Annotated in this window: 18 protein-coding genes; 13 read left to right on the top strand and 5 right to left on the bottom strand. The window is 59.0% G+C overall.

Going from position 1 to position 22,194, the window contains the following annotated elements:
* Positions 1-289 precede the first annotated feature (289 nt).
* Positions 290-1,210: an ornithine carbamoyltransferase gene (argF, locus tag ACP7B0_RS07480; protein WP_426140478.1), complete on the top strand. Its 921-nt coding sequence runs from the start codon at positions 290-292 to the stop codon at positions 1,208-1,210.
* Complete coding sequence (locus tag ACP7B0_RS07475) at positions 1,207-2,280, top strand: ABC transporter ATP-binding protein (RefSeq protein WP_426140477.1); 1,074 nt, start codon at positions 1,207-1,209, stop codon at positions 2,278-2,280. The genes argF and ACP7B0_RS07475 overlap by 4 nt, the downstream gene beginning before the upstream one ends.
* Positions 2,281-2,388: 108 nt before the next feature.
* On the opposite strand, the gene ybaK is transcribed toward ACP7B0_RS07475, so the two are convergent.
* Positions 2,389-2,859: a Cys-tRNA(Pro) deacylase gene (gene ybaK, locus ACP7B0_RS07470; protein ID WP_426140476.1), complete on the bottom strand. Its 471-nt coding sequence runs from the start codon at positions 2,857-2,859 to the stop codon at positions 2,389-2,391.
* 350 nt (positions 2,860-3,209) lie between these two features.
* Here ybaK and ACP7B0_RS07465 point away from each other — a divergent pair, with 350 nt between their 5' ends.
* The 10 genes from ACP7B0_RS07465 (at position 3,210) to ACP7B0_RS07420 (ending at position 15,441) form a co-directional block, all read left to right on the top strand.
* Positions 3,210-4,058, top strand: a complete 849-nt coding sequence (locus ACP7B0_RS07465; protein ID WP_426140474.1) for an MIP/aquaporin family protein — start codon at positions 3,210-3,212, stop codon at positions 4,056-4,058.
* A gap of 54 nt (positions 4,059-4,112) precedes the next feature.
* Entirely contained in the window at positions 4,113-5,618 is a 1,506-nt protein-coding gene (gene glpK / locus ACP7B0_RS07460) for a glycerol kinase GlpK (protein WP_426140473.1), read from the top strand.
* Between the two features lie 113 nt (positions 5,619-5,731).
* Complete coding sequence (locus tag ACP7B0_RS07455) at positions 5,732-6,487, top strand: DeoR/GlpR family transcriptional regulator (RefSeq protein ID WP_426117573.1); 756 nt, start codon at positions 5,732-5,734, stop codon at positions 6,485-6,487.
* A 316-nt stretch (positions 6,488-6,803) separates the two neighbouring features.
* Complete coding sequence (glpD, locus tag ACP7B0_RS07450) at positions 6,804-8,342, top strand: glycerol-3-phosphate dehydrogenase (RefSeq protein ID WP_426140470.1); 1,539 nt, start codon at positions 6,804-6,806, stop codon at positions 8,340-8,342.
* A gap of 632 nt (positions 8,343-8,974) precedes the next feature.
* A complete protein-coding gene (locus ACP7B0_RS07445; RefSeq protein WP_426140469.1) occupies positions 8,975-9,889 on the top strand; it encodes a glutamate/aspartate ABC transporter substrate-binding protein in 915 nt (304 codons plus the stop codon).
* Positions 9,890-9,975: 86 nt separating this feature from the next.
* The gene (locus ACP7B0_RS07440) at positions 9,976-10,722 is read left to right on the top strand and encodes an amino acid ABC transporter permease (protein WP_426140467.1); all 747 of its coding nucleotides are present in this window, start codon (positions 9,976-9,978) and stop codon (positions 10,720-10,722) included.
* On the top strand, positions 10,719-11,387 hold the full coding sequence (locus ACP7B0_RS07435; RefSeq protein WP_426140858.1) for an amino acid ABC transporter permease: 669 nt from the start codon (positions 10,719-10,721) through the stop codon (positions 11,385-11,387). Before ACP7B0_RS07440 ends, ACP7B0_RS07435 begins: the two co-directional genes overlap by 4 nt.
* Positions 11,384-12,118, top strand: coding sequence for an amino acid ABC transporter ATP-binding protein (locus ACP7B0_RS07430; protein WP_426140466.1), 735 nt, complete (start codon positions 11,384-11,386; stop codon positions 12,116-12,118). Before ACP7B0_RS07435 ends, ACP7B0_RS07430 begins: the two co-directional genes overlap by 4 nt.
* Before the next feature lie 65 nt (positions 12,119-12,183).
* On the top strand, positions 12,184-14,067 hold the full coding sequence (locus ACP7B0_RS07425; RefSeq protein ID WP_426140464.1) for a sensor histidine kinase: 1,884 nt from the start codon (positions 12,184-12,186) through the stop codon (positions 14,065-14,067).
* A gap of 48 nt (positions 14,068-14,115) precedes the next feature.
* On the top strand, positions 14,116-15,441 hold the full coding sequence (locus ACP7B0_RS07420) for a sigma-54-dependent transcriptional regulator (protein WP_426140463.1): 1,326 nt from the start codon (positions 14,116-14,118) through the stop codon (positions 15,439-15,441).
* 415 nt (positions 15,442-15,856) lie between these two features.
* Here ACP7B0_RS07420 and ACP7B0_RS07415 read toward each other — a convergent pair whose 3' ends face one another.
* Together ACP7B0_RS07415 and metE are read right to left on the bottom strand one after the other, a co-directional pair.
* Complete coding sequence (locus ACP7B0_RS07415; protein ID WP_426140462.1) at positions 15,857-16,849, bottom strand: alpha/beta fold hydrolase; 993 nt, start codon at positions 16,847-16,849, stop codon at positions 15,857-15,859.
* A gap of 294 nt (positions 16,850-17,143) precedes the next feature.
* The gene (gene metE, locus ACP7B0_RS07410) at positions 17,144-19,456 is read right to left on the bottom strand and encodes a 5-methyltetrahydropteroyltriglutamate--homocysteine S-methyltransferase (protein WP_426140460.1); all 2,313 of its coding nucleotides are present in this window, start codon (positions 19,454-19,456) and stop codon (positions 17,144-17,146) included.
* A 107-nt stretch (positions 19,457-19,563) separates the two neighbouring features.
* On the opposite strand from metE, the gene metR reads away from it, so the two are divergent.
* The gene (gene metR / locus ACP7B0_RS07405) at positions 19,564-20,481 is read left to right on the top strand and encodes a transcriptional regulator MetR (protein WP_426140459.1); all 918 of its coding nucleotides are present in this window, start codon (positions 19,564-19,566) and stop codon (positions 20,479-20,481) included.
* Between the two features lie 107 nt (positions 20,482-20,588).
* On the opposite strand, the gene ACP7B0_RS07400 is transcribed toward metR, so the two are convergent.
* Both ACP7B0_RS07400 and ddlA read right to left on the bottom strand, forming a co-directional pair.
* On the bottom strand, positions 20,589-20,996 hold the full coding sequence (locus tag ACP7B0_RS07400) for an NUDIX hydrolase (protein ID WP_426140457.1): 408 nt from the start codon (positions 20,994-20,996) through the stop codon (positions 20,589-20,591).
* Positions 20,993-22,084 (bottom strand): D-alanine--D-alanine ligase, encoded by a 1,092-nt coding sequence (ddlA, locus tag ACP7B0_RS07395; RefSeq protein ID WP_426140456.1) that lies wholly within the window; start codon positions 22,082-22,084, stop codon positions 20,993-20,995. The genes ACP7B0_RS07400 and ddlA overlap by 4 nt, the downstream gene beginning before the upstream one ends.
* Positions 22,085-22,194: the final 110 nt, after the last annotated feature.

The following is a 22,194-nucleotide window of genomic DNA, read 5'->3' as shown; positions in this document are numbered from 1 at the left end:
GTACAAATGTTTCTTTGACACTTCGACCGGAATCAACTCCGTGTCGGGGTGAGCAGGATCGCGTCAGCCGTATCAATCTCGCGATGGCTTTAGAGTCATCCCTGGCATGTTTCGAAACATTGCCGAAACGATAAATCAATGCCGCTATTGGTAAGACGCGACATTTTTTTATACCATCGCGCCTTTCCTATTTCGTCGCCCCGTGCGGCCTTCGCCGCAGGTCTCGCCCGTTTTCCCGATAAAACCCGGCTTTGAGCATCTGCGGTCTGTTGCAAAAAGGTAGTTAATGATGAACGCCAGGCACTTTCTCTCGATGATGGACTACCAGCCAGAAGAGCTCGTGCGCCTGATTCGACGCGGCGTGGAGCTCAAAGAGCTGCGTAATCGCAGCGTGCTGTTCGAACCCTTGAAAAGCCGGGTGCTGGGGATGATTTTTGAAAAATCCTCGACACGTACCCGTGTTTCGTTCGAAGCCGGCATGATCCAACTGGGTGGTCAGGCGATCTTTTTGTCGCCTCGGGACACTCAGTTGGGCCGTGGCGAGCCCATTGGTGACGCTGCACGGGTGCTTTCGAGCATGCTGGACGCCGTGATGATTCGTACGTTTGCCCATAGCAATCTGATCGAGTTCGCTGCCAACTCTCGCGTCCCGGTCATCAACGGCCTGTCTGACGATCTGCATCCCTGCCAATTGCTGGCAGACATGCAGACCTTCCTTGAGCATCGCGGCTCAATCAAAGGCAAGACAGTCGCCTGGATCGGCGACGGCAACAACATGTGCAACAGCTATATAGAAGCCGCCATTCAGTTCGACTTCCAGCTTCGGGTGGCCTGCCCTGCCGGTTATGAACCCAACCCTGAATTCCTGGCGCTGGCCGGGGATCGTGTCAGCATCGTGCGCGACCCACGCGAAGCCGTTGCCGGCGCGCATCTGGTCAGCACCGACGTCTGGACATCCATGGGCCAGGAAGAAGAAACCGCCAAGCGTATCGCCCGGTTTCGGCCGTATCAGGTCACGCGTGAACTGCTGGATCTGGCCGCCGAAGAAGTGCTGTTCATGCATTGCCTGCCCGCCCACCGTGGCGAAGAGATCAGCCTCGACCTGCTCGATGACCCACGTTCGGTTGCCTGGGATCAGGCCGAGAACCGCCTGCATGCGCAGAAAGCCTTGCTGGAGTTCCTCGTCGCACCGTCCTGCCAGCCGCAATGAGCCAGCCGCTTCTGCTGAATCTACGCAATCTGGCATGCGGCTATCAGGACCAGCGCGTGGTGCAGGACCTCAACCTGCACCTCAACGCGGGTGATATTGGCTGCCTGCTGGGCTCTTCGGGTTGCGGTAAAACCACGACATTGCGGGCCATCGCCGGTTTCGAACCGGTGCACGCGGGGGAGATTTCCATCGCTGGCGAAGTCATCTCCCGTCCGGGTTTTACCCTCGCTCCGGAAAAACGCCGTATCGGTATGGTTTTCCAGGATTACGCGCTGTTCCCGCATCTGAGCGTCGCCGAAAATATTGCGTTTGGTATTCGTAAGCATCCACGCCTGAAGCAGGTCATCGACGAGTTGCTGGAGCTGGTCAATCTGGGCGCGCTGGGCAAGCGTCATCCTCATGAGCTGTCCGGCGGACAGCAGCAGCGTGTCGCCCTGGCACGCGCACTGGCGCCAGAGCCGCAACTGCTATTGCTCGATGAGCCGTTTTCCAATCTGGACGGGGAGTTACGGCGTCGCCTCAGCCACGAAGTTCGCGACATTCTCAAGGCGCGCGGTACCAGCGCGATTCTGGTCACTCACGATCAGGAGGAAGCTTTCGCCGTCAGTGATCATGTGGGCGTGTTCAAGGAGGGTCGTCTGGAGCAATGGGACACGCCCTACAACCTGTATCACGAACCGCTGACGCCTTTTGTCGCCAGTTTCATCGGCCAGGGCTATTTCATTCGCGGGTTGATGGTCGACCCGCAATCAGTGCAGACCGAACTGGGCGTGCTGCAAGGCAACCGCGCCTACCCTGGCACCCAAGGCAGCGCCGTCGATGTCTTGCTGCGTCCCGACGATATCGTTTATGACCGGGACAGCACATTGAGGGCTCGGGTCACCAGCAAGACGTTCCAGGGTGCCTCCACGCTTTACCGTTTGCAGCTTTCTACCGGCAGCCAGCTGGAAGCAATCTTCCCAAGCCATGCCGACTACGTCGCAGGTGAAGAAGTGGGCATTCGCGTGGCGGCCGAGCATCTGGTGGTGTTCCCGGCAGCGGGCAGCATGCCAACGCATGCAACGGTTTAGCACCCCTGCCAACCCTCATTGGCGCGAGGCTTGCCTTATCTGCGCCCTTCACTTCTGGCGCAGATAAGGCGGGAATGGCCTCGCCCCAACGTCTCCCACGCTGGCTGATCAGCCACGTCCCACCGGAGCAAATACCGCCTTGGTGTGCTCTGCCAGCGCAGCCGGTGCCAGCTCAACCTCCAGCCCTCGCCGCCCGGCGCTGACGTAGATCGTTGCGAATGCCTCCGCACTTTGATCGATGAACGTGCGCAACCGCTTCTTCTGGCCCAACGGGCTGATGCCGCCCAACAGGTAACCCGTAGATCGCTGCGCAGCAGCGGGATCGGCCATTTCGACCTTCTTGGCCCCTGCTGCATGGGCCAGCGCCTTGAGATCCAGCGTGCCAACCACGGGGACGACTGCCACCAGCAGCTCACCTTTTTCCGTGCTCGCCAGCAGCGTCTTGAACACCTGCTGTGGATTGAGCCCAAGCTTTTCTGCTGCCTCCAGACCGTACGACGCCGCTTTCGGGTCATGTTCGTAACTGTGAATACGATGTTCGGCGCGAACTTTTTTCAGCAGGTCCAGTGCAGGGGTCATGCAGCGCTCCAGATAACGGGCTAGTCGATTCGAAGCGCTACTTTAAGCCATCTCTGCGAGTCCGTCTTAATCACAACCACCGGGCCTTTCCCGGTAAATTCAGGACATTGCCTACAGATCCCGATGCGACCAACTTTTATCCTTTAGTCGCAATATGGCTTACCGTTCACTTATGACCTTTGACAGCATTCATTCTTGTCTATATTTTTTCGTTTACGAATATCACTGGAACTATAATTCTGGGGATGGTCGAATCACGGTCGGCGATGGGGTTTCGCCGAAACGTCAAAAAGATAGCGCCGGTCCTTTGAACACGGTGCTGCAAAAAAACAAAAAAACGAGGTTCCTTCATGACAACTGCTCTACAACAACCGACGCTGAAAGGCCAATGCGTGGCCGAATTTCTGGGCACGGCCCTGATGATTTTTTTTGGCACGGGTTGTGTTGCGGCGCTCAAAGTCGCGGGCGCCACGTTTGGCTTATGGGAAATCTGCATTATCTGGGGGCTGGCTGTCAGCATGGCCATCTATCTCAGCGCCGGGGTTTCGGGCGCTCACCTCAACCCGGCGGTCAGCATCGCGCTGAGCCTCTTTGCCGGTTTTGAAAAACGCAAACTCCCGTTTTACATCGTCGCCCAAACCGCAGGAGCCTTCTGCGGCGCCGGTCTGGTTTATCTGCTGTACATCAGTCTTTTCTTCGAATTCGAACAAACCCACCACATGGTGCGCGGCACGGTCGAAAGCCTGGAACTGGCGTCGGTATTCTCGACGTATCCCAACCCGGCGATTTCCGTCGGCCAGGCCGCTCTGGTGGAGGTTGTAATCACTGCCATTCTGATGGCCGTGATCATGTCCCTCACCGACGACAACAACGGTCTGCCACGCGGTGCCATGGCACCCCTGCTGATCGGTTTGCTGGTTGCCGTGATCGGCGCGGCTACCGCCCCGTTAACGGGATTCGCCATGAACCCGGCTCGGGATTTCGGTCCTAAACTGATGACGTTCATTGCGGGCTGGGGTGAGATGTCTTTCACCGGCGGACGCGATATTCCCTATTTCCTGATTCCGATTTTTGCACCCATTCTGGGTGCCTGCCTCGGCGCTGCCGGCTACCGTGCGCTCATTGCACGCCATCTGCCCAGCGCTGCACCCGCTGTTGAAAAAGCCCCTGAAGTGGCTGCCGTCAAAGTACAGGCTTGATTTTGATCCTTACCCGCTCTCTTGCACCTCACCCATTAACGCAAGGCAATCGACATGACTGACTCACAGAACAAGAACTACATCATTGCGCTTGACCAGGGCACAACCAGCTCCCGGGCTATCATTTTCGACCGCGACGCCAATGTCGTCAGCACCGCACAAAGCGAGTTCGTTCAGCATTACCCGCAAGCGGGATGGGTCGAGCATGACCCGATGGAGATTTTCGCGACCCAGACGGCCTGCATGACCAAGGCACTGGCGCAGGCAGACCTCCATCACAATCAGATTGCCGCCATCGGCATTACCAACCAGCGTGAAACCACGGTGGTGTGGGAAAAGGAAACCGGTCGGCCAATCTACAACGCTATCGTCTGGCAGTGCCGTCGCAGTACGGAAATCTGCCAGCAGCTCAAGCGTGATGGCCTGGAAGAGTACATCAAAGACACCACTGGTCTGGTCACCGACCCGTACTTCTCCGGCACCAAACTCAAATGGATTCTGGACAACGTCGAAGGCAGTCGCGAACGTGCGCGCAAAGGCGAACTGATGTTCGGCACCATCGATAGCTGGCTGATCTGGAAATTCACCGGCGGCAAGGTCCACGTCACCGATTACACCAACGCCTCGCGCACCATGCTGTTCAACATTCACAAGCTGGAATGGGACCAGCGCATGCTGGACGTGCTGGATATTCCGCGAGAAATGCTGCCGGAAGTGAAGTCTTCATCGGAAGTCTACGGCCACAGCAAAAGCGGTATCCCCATCGCGGGTATCGCGGGCGACCAGCAAGCCGCACTGTTTGGCCAGATGTGCGTTGAGCCCGGCCAGGCAAAAAACACCTACGGCACCGGCTGTTTCCTGCTGATGAACACTGGCAAGAAAGCGGTCAAATCCGCTCACGGCATGTTGACCACCATTGGTTGTGGCCCACGCGGTGAAGTGGCTTATGCACTGGAAGGCGCAGTCTTCAACGGCGGTTCCACGGTCCAGTGGTTGCGTGATGAACTGAAAATCATCACCGATGCGGTGGATACCGAGTACTTCGCCACCAAGGTCAAGGACAGCAACGGTGTTTACCTGGTCCCGGCCTTTACCGGCCTGGGCGCGCCGTACTGGGACCCCTATGCCCGTGGTGCCCTGTTCGGCCTGACCCGTGGCGTGAAAGTCGATCACATCATCCGTGCCGCGCTGGAATCCATTGCCTATCAGACCCGCGATGTCCTGGACGCCATGCAACAGGATTCCGGCGAACGCCTCAAATCCCTGCGGGTCGACGGCGGTGCCGTGGCCAACAACTTCCTGATGCAGTTCCAGGCGGACATCCTGGGCACCCACGTCGAGCGCCCGAAAATGCGCGAAACCACGGCATTGGGCGCAGCGTATCTGGCGGGTCTGGCCATTGGTTTCTGGAGCAGTCTGGATGAATTGCGCAACAAGGCCGTGATCGAGCGCGAGTTCCACCCTGAATGCGAGCCCGAGAAGCGCGAGAAACTTTACGCAGGATGGCAGAAGGCCGTGGCACGCACCCGCGACTGGGAACCGCACGAAAACGAAGAATAAGCGAGGGCCTCAGAACGGGTGGCAGTGACTGACTTGAGTTTGCGGCTGACAGACAGCCTGTGCCTGCGGCATCATGAGCGGCATTTGGCAGCCTGAAAGGACACTCAAGAATAATGAATCTGCCTCCCCGTCAGCAGCAGATCCTCGAACTGGTCCGCGATCGCGGTTACGTCAGCATCGAGGAAATGGCCACGCTTTTCGTCGTGACCCCGCAAACCATACGCCGCGATATCAATCAGCTTGCGGAAATGAACCTGTTGCGTCGCTACCACGGCGGCGCAGCCTACGATTCGAGCATCGAAAACACCGCCTACGCCATGCGTGCGGATCAGATGCGCGATGAGAAACAACGGATTGCCGAGGCCATCGCCGCGCAAATCCCCGATCACGCCTCGCTGTTCATCAATATCGGCACCACGACCGAATCCATCGCTCGCGCCCTGCTCAATCACAACAACCTGAAAATCATCACCAACAACCTGCATGTGGCGTCGATCCTCAGCGCCAAGGATGACTTCGAGGTGCTGCTTGCCGGGGGCAATGTGCGCCGTGACGGGGGTGTAGTGGGTCAGGCCAGCGTCGACTTCATCAATCAGTTCAAGGTGGATTTCGCACTCGTCGGCATCAGCGGTATCGACGAAGACGGCAGCCTGCTGGATTTCGATTACCAGGAGGTTCGGGTTTCTCAGGCGATCATCGCCAACGCCCGGCAGGTGCTGCTGGCTGCGGACTCAAGCAAATTCGGCCGCAACGCCATGGTTCGTCTCGGACCTATCAGTTTGATCGACTGTCTGGTGACGGATCAGGCCCCCGTGCCTGCGCTGATGCAATTGCTGGCGCAGAACAAGATTCGGCTGGAAGTGGTCTAGATCCAATACACCGTATTCGTTGGAGCGCCGCCCGATGCTGCCGAAGAGGGTGCCGCCGGATACCGTTGGAGCGACGCTTGCCCGCGATGACAATGTGTCAGGTTCGAAAAAGCCGGCGACTGTACCGGCCTAGTCCGAACGCCGCCCGCTCGCGCCAACAGACGGGCTTCATGTTCACTTTTGTTCCTTTGCATCCTACTCATCAGTATTTTCAATGGGTCTTGACTGGCTAGACCTTCACTATTGAGCTATGATTTTCGGAAATGAACATAAATGTTCGAATTCGTTGTTCGAGCAAATATCAGGAGGCCATCCGATGCCCCATTCCGTCTTGCCTGTACCGCCCCTTTCCGAGGTCTACGACATCGCCGTCATTGGTGGCGGCATCAATGGCGTCGGGATTGCCGCAGATGCTTCCGGTCGTGGTCTTTCCGTTTTCCTGTGCGAAAAGGACGACCTCGCCAGCCATACGTCATCTGCAAGCAGCAAGCTGATCCATGGCGGGCTGCGCTATCTCGAACATTACGAATTCCGTCTGGTGCGCGAAGCCCTGGCCGAACGTGAAGTACTGCTGGCCAAGGCACCGCATATCGTCAAGCCGATGCGCTTTGTGTTGCCCCATCGCCCGCACCTGCGTCCGGCGTGGATGATTCGTGCCGGTCTGTTCCTGTACGACCACCTGGGCAAGCGCGAGAAGCTGCCGGGTTCGCGCAGCCTGCGCTTCGGTAGCGAAAGCCCGTTGAAAGCGAGCATCACCCGCGGCTTTGAATATTCCGATTGCTGGGTCGACGACGCCCGCCTCGTGGTCCTCAACGCCATGGCGGCAAGGGAACACGGCGCTCACATTCATACCCAGACCCGTTGCCTGAATGCCCGTCGCAGCAATGGCCTGTGGCATCTGCATATGGAACGCTCCGACGGCACGCTGTTTTCCATTCGCGCCAAGGCATTGGTCAATGCGGCAGGCCCATGGGTTGCCAAGTTCATCCGCGACGATTTGAAGCTGACCTCGCCGTACGGCATTCGTCTGATTCAGGGCAGCCACTTGATCGTGCCCAAGCTGTACGAAGGCGAAAATGCGTTCATCCTGCAAAACGAAGATCAGCGCATCGTGTTTGCAATCCCGTACATGGAGCGCTTCACCATCATCGGCACCACGGACCGGGAATATCAGGGTGATCCGAACAAAGTCGAAATCACTGACGGTGAAATGGACTACATGCTCAAAGTGGCCAATGACCACTTCAAGAAGCAACTGACCCGCGACGACGTGCTCAGCACCTGGTCCGGCGTACGTCCGCTGTGCAACGACGAATCGGACAATCCGTCGGCCATCACCCGCGACTACACCCTGTCCCTGTCCGGCGGTGGCGAAGAAGCGCCCATCCTGTCAGTGTTTGGCGGCAAACTGACCACTTATCGCAAACTGGCCGAATCGGCGATGGCGCAACTTGCGCCGTTCTTCAAGCACATGAAGCCGAGCTGGACCGCCAAGGCAAGCCTGCCCGGCGGCGAAGACATGACCACCCCGGCCGCCTTGTGTGCTGAACTGACACAGCGCTGCCCATGGCTGCCCGTGCAAATCGCACAACGCTGGGCCCGCACCTATGGCAGCCGCAGCTGGCGCCTGCTGGAAGGCGTACGAGATCTGGCGGACATGGGTGACCCTCTTGGCGCGGGCTTGTATACCCGCGAAGTGGATTACCTGTGCAGCACCGAATGGGCGACCACCGCTGAAGATATTCTGTGGCGTCGCAGCAAACTGGGGCTGTTCATGACCGCGGAAGAATGTGCAGGCGTTCAGGAATACCTGGACGTTGTGGCCCGCAGAAAAAGCGCTATCGAAGCGGCTTGATCAAACGATGACCGCTGCCTCGCGCTGCTCGTAAGCGTCTGCATTCCAATCACAAAACCTGGGTTGGAATGCGTTTTCGGTGTGTCTGCTGTATCGAATCGCGGGCAAGCTCGCTCCTACAGATCCACTTGTTGAGCTCATGAGCAACGCGAGGCAGCGATAGCTTTATGAGGCCCATCATATCGACCGACGCACCGCATTTCCTGTAGGAGCTACCGGGGTGGCGATCCACCTTGCTCGCGATGGCGGCGGGTCAGTCAATCCTGTGTGTCTGCTGTATCGAATCGCGAGCAAGCTCGCTCCTACAGGGCCAATTGGAGCTCATGAGCAACGCGTGGCAGCTCGCTATGTGCTCAGAAGCGTCCCATTCGGTTTTCCGAACAATCCTGCTCCGATAGTTCGGCTTCCCGGACACCCGCATACCCGCGACCCTTTCCGATAAAAATTTAAAACCATTAAAATCAAAGACTTAGATAGCAGCACCATGCTTGGCACGGCTCCTGCTCTACACTTGTAGTCGATCGCTTTGACAGTAACGTGTGCCCCTGTCGGCCGCCGTTGAAGCATTCGCCGAACAAGCGGGCCCTCACCTGTTTCGGCCCCATAAAAAAAACAAAGTCGAGGAATAACCGATGCGCATCGTCCCCCACCTGTTGGGCGCAGCAATCGCTGCTGCTCTGATGACCACTCCAGTTTTTGCCGCCGAACTCACCGGTACGCTGAAAAAAATCAAAGAGTCCGGCACCATCACCCTCGGGCACCGTGATGCCTCGATCCCGTTTTCCTATATCGCTGATGCTTCCGGTAAACCGGTTGGCTACTCCCACGATATCCAGTTGAAAATCGTAGAAGCCATCAAGAAAGACCTGGACATGCCGGACCTCAAGGTCAAATACAATCTGGTCACTTCCCAGACCCGTATCCCGCTGGTCCAGAACGGCACCGTTGACGTCGAGTGCGGTTCGACTACCAACAACGTCGAGCGTCAGCAGCAGGTCGACTTCTCGGTAGGCATCTTCGAAATCGGCACACGTCTGCTGTCGAAAAAGGATTCGACCTACAAAGACTTCGACGACCTGAAAGGCAAGAACGTCGTGACCACGGCGGGCACCACGTCCGAGCGCATCCTCAAGTCGATGAATGCCGACAAGCAGATGGGCATGAACGTGATTTCCGCCAAGGACCACGGCGAGTCCTTCCAGATGCTGGAATCGGGCCGGGCCGTGGCATTCATGATGGACGACGCCCTGCTTGCAGGCGAAATGGCCAAGGCCAAGAAGCCAGATGACTGGGCGGTCACTGGCACGCCTCAGTCGTACGAAATTTACGGTTGCATGGTGCGTAAAGGCGACGAGCCATTCAAGAAAGCCGTCGACGACGCCATTGTAGCGACCTACAAGTCGGGCGAAATCAACAAAATCTACGAAAAGTGGTTCATGCAGCCCATCCCGCCAAAAGGCTTGAACCTGAACTTCCCGATGAGCGACGAGCTGAAAAAGCTGATCGCTGAACCGACCGACAAAGCGGCTGACGACAAAAAGGCTTGATGGCCTGACCCACCTGTTTCCCGAGGGGCCTGCGCCTTCTCGGGATGTTGTCATACGCAATTGCATCGATCAGAGGGAAGACCCTGATGAATTACAACTGGGACTGGGGTGTATTCTTCAAGTCCACCGGCATTGGCAGCGAAATCTATCTGGACTGGTATATCTCCGGTCTGGGCTGGACTATCGCGATTGCCGTTGCTGCCTGGATTATCGCCTTGCTGCTGGGCTCCGTGCTCGGCGTCATGCGCACCGTACCGAACCGCTGGGTATCGGGCATCGCCACGGTATACGTGGAAATCTTTCGTAATGTGCCGCTGCTGGTTCAGCTGTTCATCTGGTACTTCCTGGTACCGGATCTGCTGCCTGAGCACATTCAAGAGTGGTACAAGCAGGACCTTAACCCGACGACGTCGGCGTTCCTGAGCGTGGTGGTCTGCCTGGGTCTGTTCACCGCTGCACGGGTTTGCGAGCAGGTTCGTACCGGCATTCAGGCGCTCCCCCGGGGCCAGGAATCCGCAGCGCGCGCCATGGGCTTCAAGTTGCCGCAGATCTACTGGAACGTGCTGCTGCCGCAGGCTTACCGGATCATCATTCCGCCGCTTACCTCCGAATTCCTGAACGTGTTCAAGAACTCGTCAGTGGCCTCGCTGATCGGCCTGATGGAGTTGCTGGCCCAGACCAAACAGACCGCCGAGTTTTCCGCGAACCTGTTCGAAGCCTTTACGCTGGCGACCTTGATCTACTTCACCCTGAACATGAGCCTGATGTTGCTGATGCGCGTGATCGAGAAGAAAGTCTCGGTGCCAGGCCTGATTTCCGTGGGGGGTAAATAATGGACTTCTCTGGAATCATCCAGGCCATACCCGGCCTGTGGAACGGCATGATCTTGACCTTGCAGTTGATGGTCATGGGGGTTGTCGGCGGCATCATCCTTGGCACGTTGCTGGCCCTGATGCGTTTGTCATCGAGCAAGCTGCTGTCCAACGTGGCTGGCGCCTACGTCAACTACTTCCGTTCGATCCCGCTGCTGCTGGTCATCACCTGGTTCTATCTGGCGGTGCCGTTCGTGCTGCGCTGGATCACCGGTGAAGACACGCCTATCGGCGCGTTCACCTCCTGCGTCGTGGCCTTCATGATGTTCGAAGCGGCGTATTTCTGCGAAATCGTCCGGGCTGGCGTGCAGTCGATCTCCAAAGGCCAGATGGGCGCCGCCCAGGCGCTGGGCATGACCTACGGGCAAATGATGCGTCTGATCATCCTGCCTCAGGCGTTTCGCAAGATGACCCCGCTGCTGCTTCAGCAAAGCATCATCCTGTTTCAGGACACCTCCCTGGTCTACACCGTCGGCCTGGTGGATTTCCTCAATGCCTCCCGCGCCAGTGGCGACATCATTGGCCGCGCCAATGAGTTCCTGATCATCGCCGGTCTGGTGTATTTCACGATCAGCTTTGCCGCCTCGCTGCTGGTGAAGCGTCTGCAAAAAAGGTTCGCCGTATGATTTCCATCAATAACGTCAACAAGTGGTATGGGGACTTCCAGGTACTGACCAATTGCAGCACCGAGGTCAAGAAAGGCGAAGTGGTGGTGGTCTGCGGCCCGTCCGGCTCAGGCAAGTCGACCCTGATCAAATGCGTCAACGCACTGGAACCCTTCCAGAAAGGCGATATCACGGTTGATGGCACCTCCATTGCAGACCCCAAGACCAATCTGCCCAAGCTGCGCTCCCGGGTGGGCATGGTGTTTCAGCACTTCGAGCTGTTCCCGCACCTGACCATCGTTGAAAACCTGACCATCGCGCAGATCAAAGTGCTGGGCCGCAGCAAGGCCGAAGCCACCGAGAAAGGCTTGAAGCTGTTGGAGCGCGTCGGCTTGTCGGCCCACGCCAACAAGCATCCGGGCCAGCTTTCCGGCGGCCAGCAACAGCGCGTGGCGATTGCCCGGGCGCTGGCCATGGACCCGATTGTCATGCTGTTCGACGAACCCACGTCGGCGCTGGACCCGGAAATGGTCAACGAAGTGCTCGACGTCATGGTGCAACTGGCCCACGAAGGCATGACCATGATGTGCGTGACCCACGAAATGGGCTTCGCCCGCAAAGTGGCCAACCGTGTGATTTTCATGGACCAGGGGCAGATCGTTGAAGACTGCGAAAAAGAAGAGTTCTTCGGTGACGTCAGCGCCCGCTCCGAGCGTGCGCAGCAGTTCCTCGCCAAGATTCTTCAGCATTAAGTGACACCCGACAGCGGTCTGGCTCGCTACCGAATCAGACCGCTGTTCGGCTCAGGATGACTGTGATGAAATGCGACTCCAATCTTTATCGCGCCGCACCGCCATCACTCGCCGTGAAACCCCGCCTGATACGCCACCTGTTTCTACCGCCGCTGATCATCGCACTGATGATCGGCCTGGGTTACATCGCTTACCTGTTCAGCGAACACAACGGTATCAAGGCCCTCAGCGAAAGTGGCGAACGCCAGCTTGAGCTGCACGCACGCACCGTTGAAAGTGAAATCAACCGATACACCTACTTGCCCAGCGTGCTGGAACTTGAATCCAGCGTCTCGGCACTGCTCAACGAGCCAACGCCCGAGCTGCGGCAAAAGGTCAACGACTACCTGGAAGGCCTGAACCGTCGCAGCCGTAGCCGTGCCATCTATGTGCTGGACACCACAGGCCGCGTGCTGGCCACCAGCAACTGGCGCGATGCGGACAGTTATCTGGGCGAAGACCTGTCCTTCCGTGCCTACTTTCAGGATGCCGTCCGGGGTTTGCCCGGCCGTTTTTATGGCATTGGCAGCACCACGGGCGAGCCCGGTTATTACCTGGCCCACGGCCTGGAAGAACAAGGCAAGATCGTTGGCGTGGCGGTCATCAAGGTCCAGCTCGAAGCCCTTGAAGCCCGTTGGCAGCGGGCTCGCCTGGAAGCGTTCGTCAGTGACGAGAACGGCATCATCATTCTGTCCAGCGATCCGGCGCGGCGCTTGAAGTCGGTGCGCCCGCTGACCCCGGAAATCAAGGAACGGCTGGCCCGCAGCCTGCAGTATTACTGGTGGCCGCTGAACGAACTGGTGCCGCTGGAACGTGAATCCCTGGCCGAAGGCGTGGAAAAGCTCACCTTCCCCGCCAACGTCAGCGTTGATCATGAACACAGCCAGGTGAGCTATCTGGCCCAGACCCGCCAACTGAGCGACACGCCGTGGCACCTGACCTTGCTCACCCCGCTGGAAGACCTGCGCCGGGAAGCCGGTAGCCAGGGCATGCTGGTGGCGGTGGCGTGTGCGTTGGTGGCCTTCCTGCTGATTGCCTGGAATGAGCGTCGCAAAGTATTGTCGACCCGTCTGGCGGCGCGAGAAGCCTTGCAACAAGCCAACGACGAACTGGAGCGCAAGATTGCCGAGCGTACCGAGCACCTGCGCGCCAGTAACGAACGGCTAAAAGGCCAGATCCGCGAGCGCCGCCAGGCCGAAGACACGCTGCGTCAGGCTCAGGATGAACTGGTTCAGGCCGGCAAACTGGCGGCTATCGGCCAGATGTCCACCAGCATTGCCCACGAACTGAATCAACCACTGGCAGCCTTGCGCACCCTGTCAGGCAATACCGTGCGTTTCCTCGAACGCGGCGCGCTGGAAACGGCCAGTACCAATTTGCGCACCATCAATGATCTGGTCGACCGCATGGGCCGCATTACCGCCAGCCTGCGCGCGTTCGCCCGACGCGGCGATGACAAGGGCCAGGCATTGCTGAGCAAGGCCGTCGACGCCGCGTTACAACTGCTGGCGGGACGACTGGAACACTTTTCCCTGAACTTGCACCAGGACTTTGCCGATGCGCAGTTGATGATCGACCAGACGCGCCTGGAACAAATTCTGGTCAACCTGATCGGTAACGCGCTGGACGCCATGCAGGCTCAACCGCTGCCGGAACTGTGGCTTGAGGGCTCTGTGGTGGATGGCCGCTATCGCCTGCTGGTGCGAGACAATGGCCATGGCATCGACGGTGAAGCACGCAAGCACTTGTTCGAACCTTTCTTCACGACCAAACCTGGCGAACAAGGGCTGGGACTGGGCTTGACCTTGTCGGCGAGCCTGGCGGCGGCAGCGGGCGGCACCCTGAGCGCTGAACATCCGGCCACCGGTGGGACAGCATTTGTGTTGTGCCTACCTCTGGTACCCGTATGACGTGTTGGAGCGCCGCCCGCTCGCGCCAACGAACCGTGAGAACCCCCAATGAACACTGACCTGACCGTACTCATCGTCGAAGACGACCCCCATGTGCTGCTCGGTTGTCAGCAGGCGCTGGCGCTGGAGGACATCCCCAGCGAGGGCGTCGGCAGTGCCGAAGCGGCATTGGCCCGCATCGACGATCACTTTGCCGGCATTGTTATCAGCGACATTCGCCTGCCCGGCATGGACGGTCTGCAACTGCTGACGGCCCTCAAAGCCCGCGACCGCAGCCTGCCCGTGGTGTTGATTACCGGTCACGGTGACATCTCCATGGCCGTCAATGCCATGCGTGACGGGGCCTATGACTTCATGGAGAAACCCTTCTCCCCCGAGCGTCTGGTGGATGTCACCCGCCGCGCTCTGGAGCAACGCAGGCTGGCCCGGGAAGTCTGGTCGTTGCGCAGGCAATTGGCCGAGCGGGACTCACTGGAAGGCAAGATCATCGGCCGCTCCCCGGCCATGCAAAACCTGCGTGCCTTGATCGCCAACGTGGCCGATACGTCCGCCAACGTGCTCATTGAGGGTGAAACCGGCACCGGCAAGGAACTGGTTGCCCGCTGCCTGCACGACTTCAGCCGTCGCCATGCCCAGCAATTCGTGGCCTTGAACTGCGGTGGACTGCCGGAAAGCCTGTTCGAAACCGAAATTTTCGGTCATGAATCCAATGCGTTTACCGGAGCAGGCAAACGCCGCATCGGCAAGATCGAACATGCCCACAACGGCACGCTGTTTCTGGACGAAGTGGAAAGCATGCCCATCAACCTGCAAATCAAACTGTTACGGGTATTGCAGGAGCGGACCCTGGAGCGTCTGGGCTCTAATCAGAGCGTGGCCGTGGATTGTCGGGTCATTGCCGCGACCAAATCGGACCTGGATGAGATGGGCAAAGCCGGCCAGTTTCGCAGCGACCTGTATTACCGCCTGAACGTGGTCACTCTGGAACTGCCGCCGCTGCGCGAGCGTCGCGAAGACATTCTGCAGTTGTTCGAGCATTTCCTGCAGTTGTCCTCCCTGCGCTTCGACCGTGAGCCACCACCACTGGACCCACAAACCCTGTCCAGCCTGATGAGCCACGACTGGCCCGGCAACGTTCGCGAACTGCGCAACGTCGCGGAACGTTTCGCCCTGGGCCTCCCGGCCTTCAAGACCTCAAGCGCGCAGGTTGAAAGCCAAAGCCTGGGTTTTGCCGAAGCCGTGGAAGCGTTCGAGAAAAACCTGCTCAGCGAGGCGCTACAGCGCAGCGGCGGCAACCTGAGCCAGGCGAGTCAGGAGCTGGGTATGGCCAAGACCACGCTGTTCGACAAGGTGAAGAAATATGGGTTGGGATAATTAATCCAGGATGAACGTGGCCCGCTGATCCTGGTTTTCGGTAGCGGGTTTAGTGTGTATATCCATTAGCGGCGGTGACGCATAGTCACCTTTGCGCTTTTACAGCGCGTCACTTTGTCGTGGCAAAGTAACCAAACCGTCGGCTCCTTTGTCCGGTTGCGCTTCGCAGAAGTCGCCATCGCGTCGTCTGGACGATTTGCTCACCGGCACAACAACCTTTGGGACCGGCTTTAGCCGGGAAGAGGCCGGTACATCTGTTGCTTTTTCATCGCAAGCAATGCCGTCTTCCCGGATAAATCCGGCCCCACATGTCAGCTATTTACACCTCGACAGCGCGGCGTCTGGATAACGAGGGATCTCCTACAGGAAAGGCTCGTTAATACTGGAGCGCCACAGGGACTGGCGAGTGCAATCTTCAAAGCTGAGCAATATGCCGACCGTCTTCATGCTGCGCACGCAGATAGGGCAAAACCGCCCCCAGCAATGGCGCTTTGAAGGCTTCCTGAAAACGATGAGCCAGACCGGGAATCAGCCGCAGCTGACTGCCGCGAATATGCGCGGCCACATGCACGCCGTGCATCACCGGCAACAAGGGATCGGCCGTGCCATGCACCACCAGCACCGGCAAACGCAGTCGATCCAGCAGTTCGACACGGCTAGGCTCGGCCAGAATGGCGAGGATCTGCCGCTTCACGCCTTCCGGATTGAACGCACGGTCGTAGGACGCTGCGGCCTGTTTCAGCAACAACGCGCGATCATCCTTCACTTCCGGGCTGCCCAACGCGGCGAGCAGATCGGCCTGTTGCTCCAGGGCCGCTTCACGGTTGGGCGCGCTGCGTTTAGCCAGCAATTGCAGTAACGCCGGATTGGGCATCGGCAAGCCCTGAGCGCCGGAACTGGTCATGATCAGCGTCAGGCTTTCAACACGCTTCGGAGCGAGATCGGCCAAGTGCTGGGCGATCATGCCGCCCATGCTGGCGCCCAGCACATGGAATTGCTGCACATGCAGCGCGTCCATCAAGCCCAACGCATCGTCGGCCATGTCGGTCAGTGAATAAGGCGCCGACACCTGCAGGCCCAGTTTGTAGCGCAGCACTTCGTAAGTCAGGTTGGCGTTGGCGGGCGGCTGTACCCAGGTCGAAAGCCCGACATCACGATTGTCATAGCGGATGACTCGATAACCCTGCTCACACAGAGCAGCCACGACCTCATCGGGCCAGTGAATCAATTGCCCGCCCAAGCCCATCACCAGCAGTAATGCAGGATCGGACTCACGACCAATACTCTGATAGGCCAGACGCACTTGCTTGAGCTCGACCACTTGGGTCGCAACGTTGACATCGCATCGAGAGGCCGCAAAAGACGGCAAGCCGCACAAAAGTGCGGCCAGAAAGAGAAACACACGCATGGAAAAACACCAAAAAACAGAACCCCAGTAGACGGCGAGTTTGAAGATGTTTTGCAAAGCGCGCTGCCACAGTTACGTGACAGTTTGATGAAGAGGGCTGAGTGGTCATGGATATGTTGATGCGAGGCTTGCCGAGAGGGCATCTTCATCGGGTGGCCGGGTCCTGCAAATCTTTCCGTGGGACCGGCTTTAGCGGGGAAGAGGCCGGATGTTCGCTGCATCTGTTGCGCCAAGGGTGCAGCCTTCCCGGCTGAAGCCGGTCCCTCGACAATGAACTGCCTCCAACAACAGCTATCAAGCCAAGTGACTGCGCAGCTGTCTCGCCGCCGCCACCATGTTCACCAATGCCGCTTCGGTCTCTGGCCAGGCACGGGTTTTCAGGCCGCAATCGGGATTCACCCACAGGCGCTCGGCGGGGATGCGTTGCACGGCCTTGGTCATCAGGCGGACCATCTCTTCAGTCCCCGGCACCCGTGGCGAATGAATGTCATAGACACCGGGGCCAATGTCGTTCGGGTAATCGAACGCCTTGAAGGCCTGCAGCAGCTCCATGTCCGAGCGTGAGGTTTCGAGGGTGATCACGTCGGCGTCCATGGCCGCGATGGACTCAATCACATCGTTGAACTCGCTGTAACACATATGGGTGTGAATCTGCGTTTCATCTCGTACGCCCGAAGCACACAACCGGAACGCTTCGGCGGCCCAGCTCAGGTACGCCTGCCAATGGGCCCGGCGCAGCGGCAAGCCTTCACGGAACGCCGCTTCGTCGATCTGCACAATCTTGATGCCGGCCGTTTCCAGATCCACCACTTCGTCGCGAATCGCCAAGGCCAGTTGCCGGGCCTGCACCTCGCGGGAAACGTCTTCCCGGGGGAATGACCACATCAACATGGTCACCGGGCCGGTAAGCATGCCCTTCATGACTTTATCGGTCAGGCTTTGGGCGTAACGGATCCAGTCCACGGTCATGGCGTGCGGGCGGCTGATGTCGCCGAAGATCACCGCCGGTTTGACGCAGCGTGAGCCGTAACTCTGCACCCAGCCAAAGCGGGTGAAGGCATAGCCGTCCAGTTGTTCGGCGAAATATTCAACCATGTCGTTGCGCTCGGCCTCGCCATGTACCAGCACGTCCAGGCCGAGGCGCTCCTGAATCTGCACCGCATGACGAATCTCGTGGCGCATGGCGTCGGTGTAATCGTTGGCAGACAAACGTCCTTGTTTCCAGGACTGACGCGCCAGACGAATCGACGCAGTCTGTGGGAACGAGCCTATGGTCGTCGTCGGAAAAGCCGGCAGATTCAAGCGCGCCCGCTGCAGTTCAATGCGCTGGGCGAAGGCTGAGTGACGCTGACTGTCGGCCGGGGTAATCGCCGCCAGGCGCGCCTGCACCTGGGGTTTGTGAATGCGCGGCGATTGAGAGCGGCGGGTCTGTAGGGCGCGGCTTTCAGTCAGGGCAGCTTGCACGACGGGCGATTGCGGGGTGTTCAAGGCCGCGCTGAGCAGCGATATCTCCGCACATTTCTGGACCGCGAACGCCAGCCAGCCCTTGAGCTCGGCATCGAGTGTGTTTTCCCGTTGCAGATCGACCGGGCTGTGCAGCAGCGAACAGGAGCTGGCCACCCACAGATTGTCGCCAAAGCGCAGCTGCGCCTCGCGCAATTGCCCCAGCGCGTGTTCAAGATCACAGCGCCAGACGTTACGGCCATTGACCACACCCAGGGACAACACTTTATACGTCGGCAGGCGATCGAGCACCGCGGCCAGCTGATCCGGCGCGCGCACCAGATCGATGTGCAACCCATCCACCGGCAGGGAAACCGCGAGCCCGAGGTTGTCTTCCAGGCCGCCGAAGTAGGTCGCCACCAGCTTTTTCAACGGGGAATATTGCAGGCTGTGGTAAGCGCGTTCGAATGCGTTTTTCCAGTCCTGAGGCAGATCCAGCGCCAAAATGGGTTCGTCGATCTGCACCCACTCGACACCCTGGGCCGCCAGACGCCCCAGTATTTCGCCGTACAGCGGCAGCAGGCGCTCCAGCAGATCGAGCTTGTCGAAGCTGTCGCCCTTGGCCTTGCCCAGCCACAAGCAAGTCAGCGGGCCGATGATCACCGGCTTGACCTTGTGGCCCAGCCCACGGGCCTCGTCCACTTCTTCGAACAGTTGCTCCCAGCTCAACTGAAAACGCTGGTCATGAGTGAATTCAGGCACCAGGTAGTGGTAGTTGGTATCGAACCACTTGGTGAGTTCCTGAGCGTATTGCCCTTTGCCATGAGCGCCGTCGCAACAGCTTGAAGTGGCACCCCGGGCCATGGCGAACAGCGTGTTCAGCGTCGGCAAACCCCGGGCGTCAGTGGTATCCGCGAAGCGCTGGGGAATCACGCCGAAGGTCAGCGAGTGGGTCAATACCTGGTCGTACCAGGCGAAGTCGCCCACCGGAAGCAGGTCAATGCCCGCATCCTTTTGCAATTGCCAGTGTGCGGCGCGCAGCTCGCGGCCGGCGTTGCGCAGGCCATCTTCGTCCACTTCGCCTTTCCAATACGCTTCCAGAACTTTTTTCAATTCGCGATCAGCGCCGATGCGCGGAAAACCAAGCGTGTGAGCCAGAGCCATGATGTACCCCCCCTTAAAAGATGGCGCCATTGTCGACAGCCGGGGCAACATGAGACAAACTCATTGTTTTCTTGTTGATCACAAAATTAATTCATGGAGCGCCCGCGGTGCTTGAGATACGCCACCTGAAAACCCTGCATGCCCTGCGCGAAGCGGACAGCCTCGTGGAAGCTGCCGAGCGTCTGCACTTGACGCAGTCGGCCCTCTCCCACCAGTTCAAGGAACTGGAAGAGCGCATGGCGATGCAGCTGTTCGTGCGCAAGACCAAACCGGTGCGTTTCACCAGCGCCGGATTGCGGCTGCTGCAACTGGCCGACTCGGTGCTGCCACAGTTGCGCAGCGCAGAGCGGGACATCGCCCGATTGGCGGGAGGCACCGCCGGGCGACTGCACATGGCGATCGAGTGCCACAGTTGCTTTCAGTGGTTGATGCCGACCATTGATCAGTTCCGCGACGCCTGGCCGGAAGTGGAGTTGGACCTGGCCTCGGGCTTCGCCTTCGCCCCCCTGCCTGCACTGGCCCGGGGTGATCTGGATCTGGTAGTGACGTCCGACCCGCTGGAGCTGGCGGGTATTACGTATGTACCGCTGTTTACCTACGAAGCGATGTTAGCCGTCGCCAACCAGCATGCGTTGGCCAACAAGCCTTACATCGTGCCTGAGGACCTGCTCAAGGAAACGCTGATCACCTATCCGGTTGAACGGGATCGCCTGGATATCTTCACGCGCTTTCTGGAGCCCGCCGACGTCGAGCCAGCCCAGGTCCGCACCTCGGAACTCACCGTGATGATGATGCAACTGGTCGCCAGCGGCCGAGGCGTGTGCGGCATGCCGCATTGGGCGCTGCATGAATACAGCTCGCGGGGTTATGTGAAGGCCAAGCGCCTGGGTGAGAAAGGCCTGTTCGCCACCTTGTATGCCGCCGTACGCACCGACATGCTCGACGCACCTTACATGCGCGATTTCCTGCTGACGGCCAAAGACACCTCGTTCTCGACGCTGGATGGGGTCAGCGCGGTGCGGTAGACGAGCTGTTGGAGGCTTACCCGCGAATCAGGCGCCTCGGTGGGCCAAATCCAATACGCAGTCGCTATTCGCGGGCAAGCCTCGCCAAGAGATATCAAGGCCGAGCGTCAAACCGCAGCCAGCATCCCCCGGTAAATCGGCAGGATCGAATCCCGGGTCAATGGCGCCAACGGCAGGTCGGGACGGCTGTCGGCACTAATCCACACCACCTCTTCGATTTCTGCGGCCGGCACCACGTCGACATCGATACGCACTTCGAACAACTCGCAGCGCACTTCGAAGCCTGGCTCGTTGGCGGCCGTCGCCGAAAAGGTGCCCAGATAACCCGCCTGGGCCGGATCAATCACCAGACCCAGCTCTTCTTCAAGCTCCCGTGCCAGCGCTTCGACCGCAGGCTCGCCCGGCTCGATCTTGCCGCCTGGCTGCATAAACGCCGTTGTGCCGCGCTTGCGTACCAGCAGCGTCCGACCGTCCGCACCGATCAACAGCGCGGCGGCAATCTGGATCACATTCATGAAAAGATTTCCGTCTTGAGCTGGCGTGCCTCGTCTGCGCGCTCCAGCGCCAGGGTGATCAGCCGATCAATCAGGCCTGCATACGTCAAGCCGCTGGCCTGCCAGAGTTTGGGGTACATGCTGATGGAGGTGAAACCCGGAATGGTGTTGACCTCGTTGATGATGATGGCTTGCGCCTCGGTGACGAAGAAATCAACCCGGGCCAGCCCCGCGCACTCCAGCACCCGATAAGCGTGCAACGCCACTTCACGCACCCGCTCGCTGAGTGCCGGGGCAAGCTCGGCAGGAATGGCGATGCGCGCCTGATCGCCGTTCAGGTATTTGGTGTCGTATGCATAGAACTCGTCGTTGGCGATGACTTCGCCGCACACACTGGCTTGGGGCTCACGATTGCCGAGCACCGCGCACTCCACTTCGCGACCGACGATGCCCTGCTCGATCAGCACTTTGTGATCGAACTCGAACGCCAATGCCAGCGCCGCCACGAACCCGGCTTCATCGGTGACTTTACTGACACCGACGGAGGAACCCTGGCTGGCAGGTTTGACGAACACAGGCAGCCCCAGCGCTGCGGTCACTTCCTTGAAGTCAATCGATTGCCCGCGCGTCAGCACACGCGAGGGTGCCACGGCGATGCCCGCATCACGCAACAGCCGTTTGGTGACGTCCTTATCCATGCAGGCTGCGGAACCGAGCACGCCCGGCCCGACAAACGGAATCGCCAACAAACGCAACAACCCCTGCAGCGAACCGTCTTCGCCGAAAGCGCCGTGAATCACTGGGAACACAACGTCGATTCTTGGCAACTGAACGCCGGATTCCACCTCGACGAATTGCCCGTCCAGGCTACCCGGCAGCAACGACAACACTTTGCCCGACGGGCTGAGCCTGATGCGCGCAGGGTTATCGGCATCAAGCAGGTAATCACGTTCATCGAAGCGCAGCCAGCGGCCCTGCTTGTCGATGCCGATCAAGGTCAGGTCATAACTGCCGCGATCAATCGCGTTGATCACGTTCCTGGCTGACTGCAGCGAGACTTCGTGTTCGCTGGATTGTCCACCGAAGAGAATGGCGACGGATGTTTTCAAAGCGACAACTCCTGATTTTCAGGCCGCAGAGTCAAAAGCAAATTGACGCGTTAGTCCAGCGGCCAGGCATGCCAATTGTCGCGGGGAGCGAAAACATGGAAAAACTCACG

The organism is Pseudomonas sp. DWP3-1-2 (genome assembly GCF_049896285.1).
GTDB lineage: Bacteria > Pseudomonadota > Gammaproteobacteria > Pseudomonadales > Pseudomonadaceae > Aquipseudomonas.
This window is presented reverse-complemented; position numbering and strand designations above follow the sequence as displayed.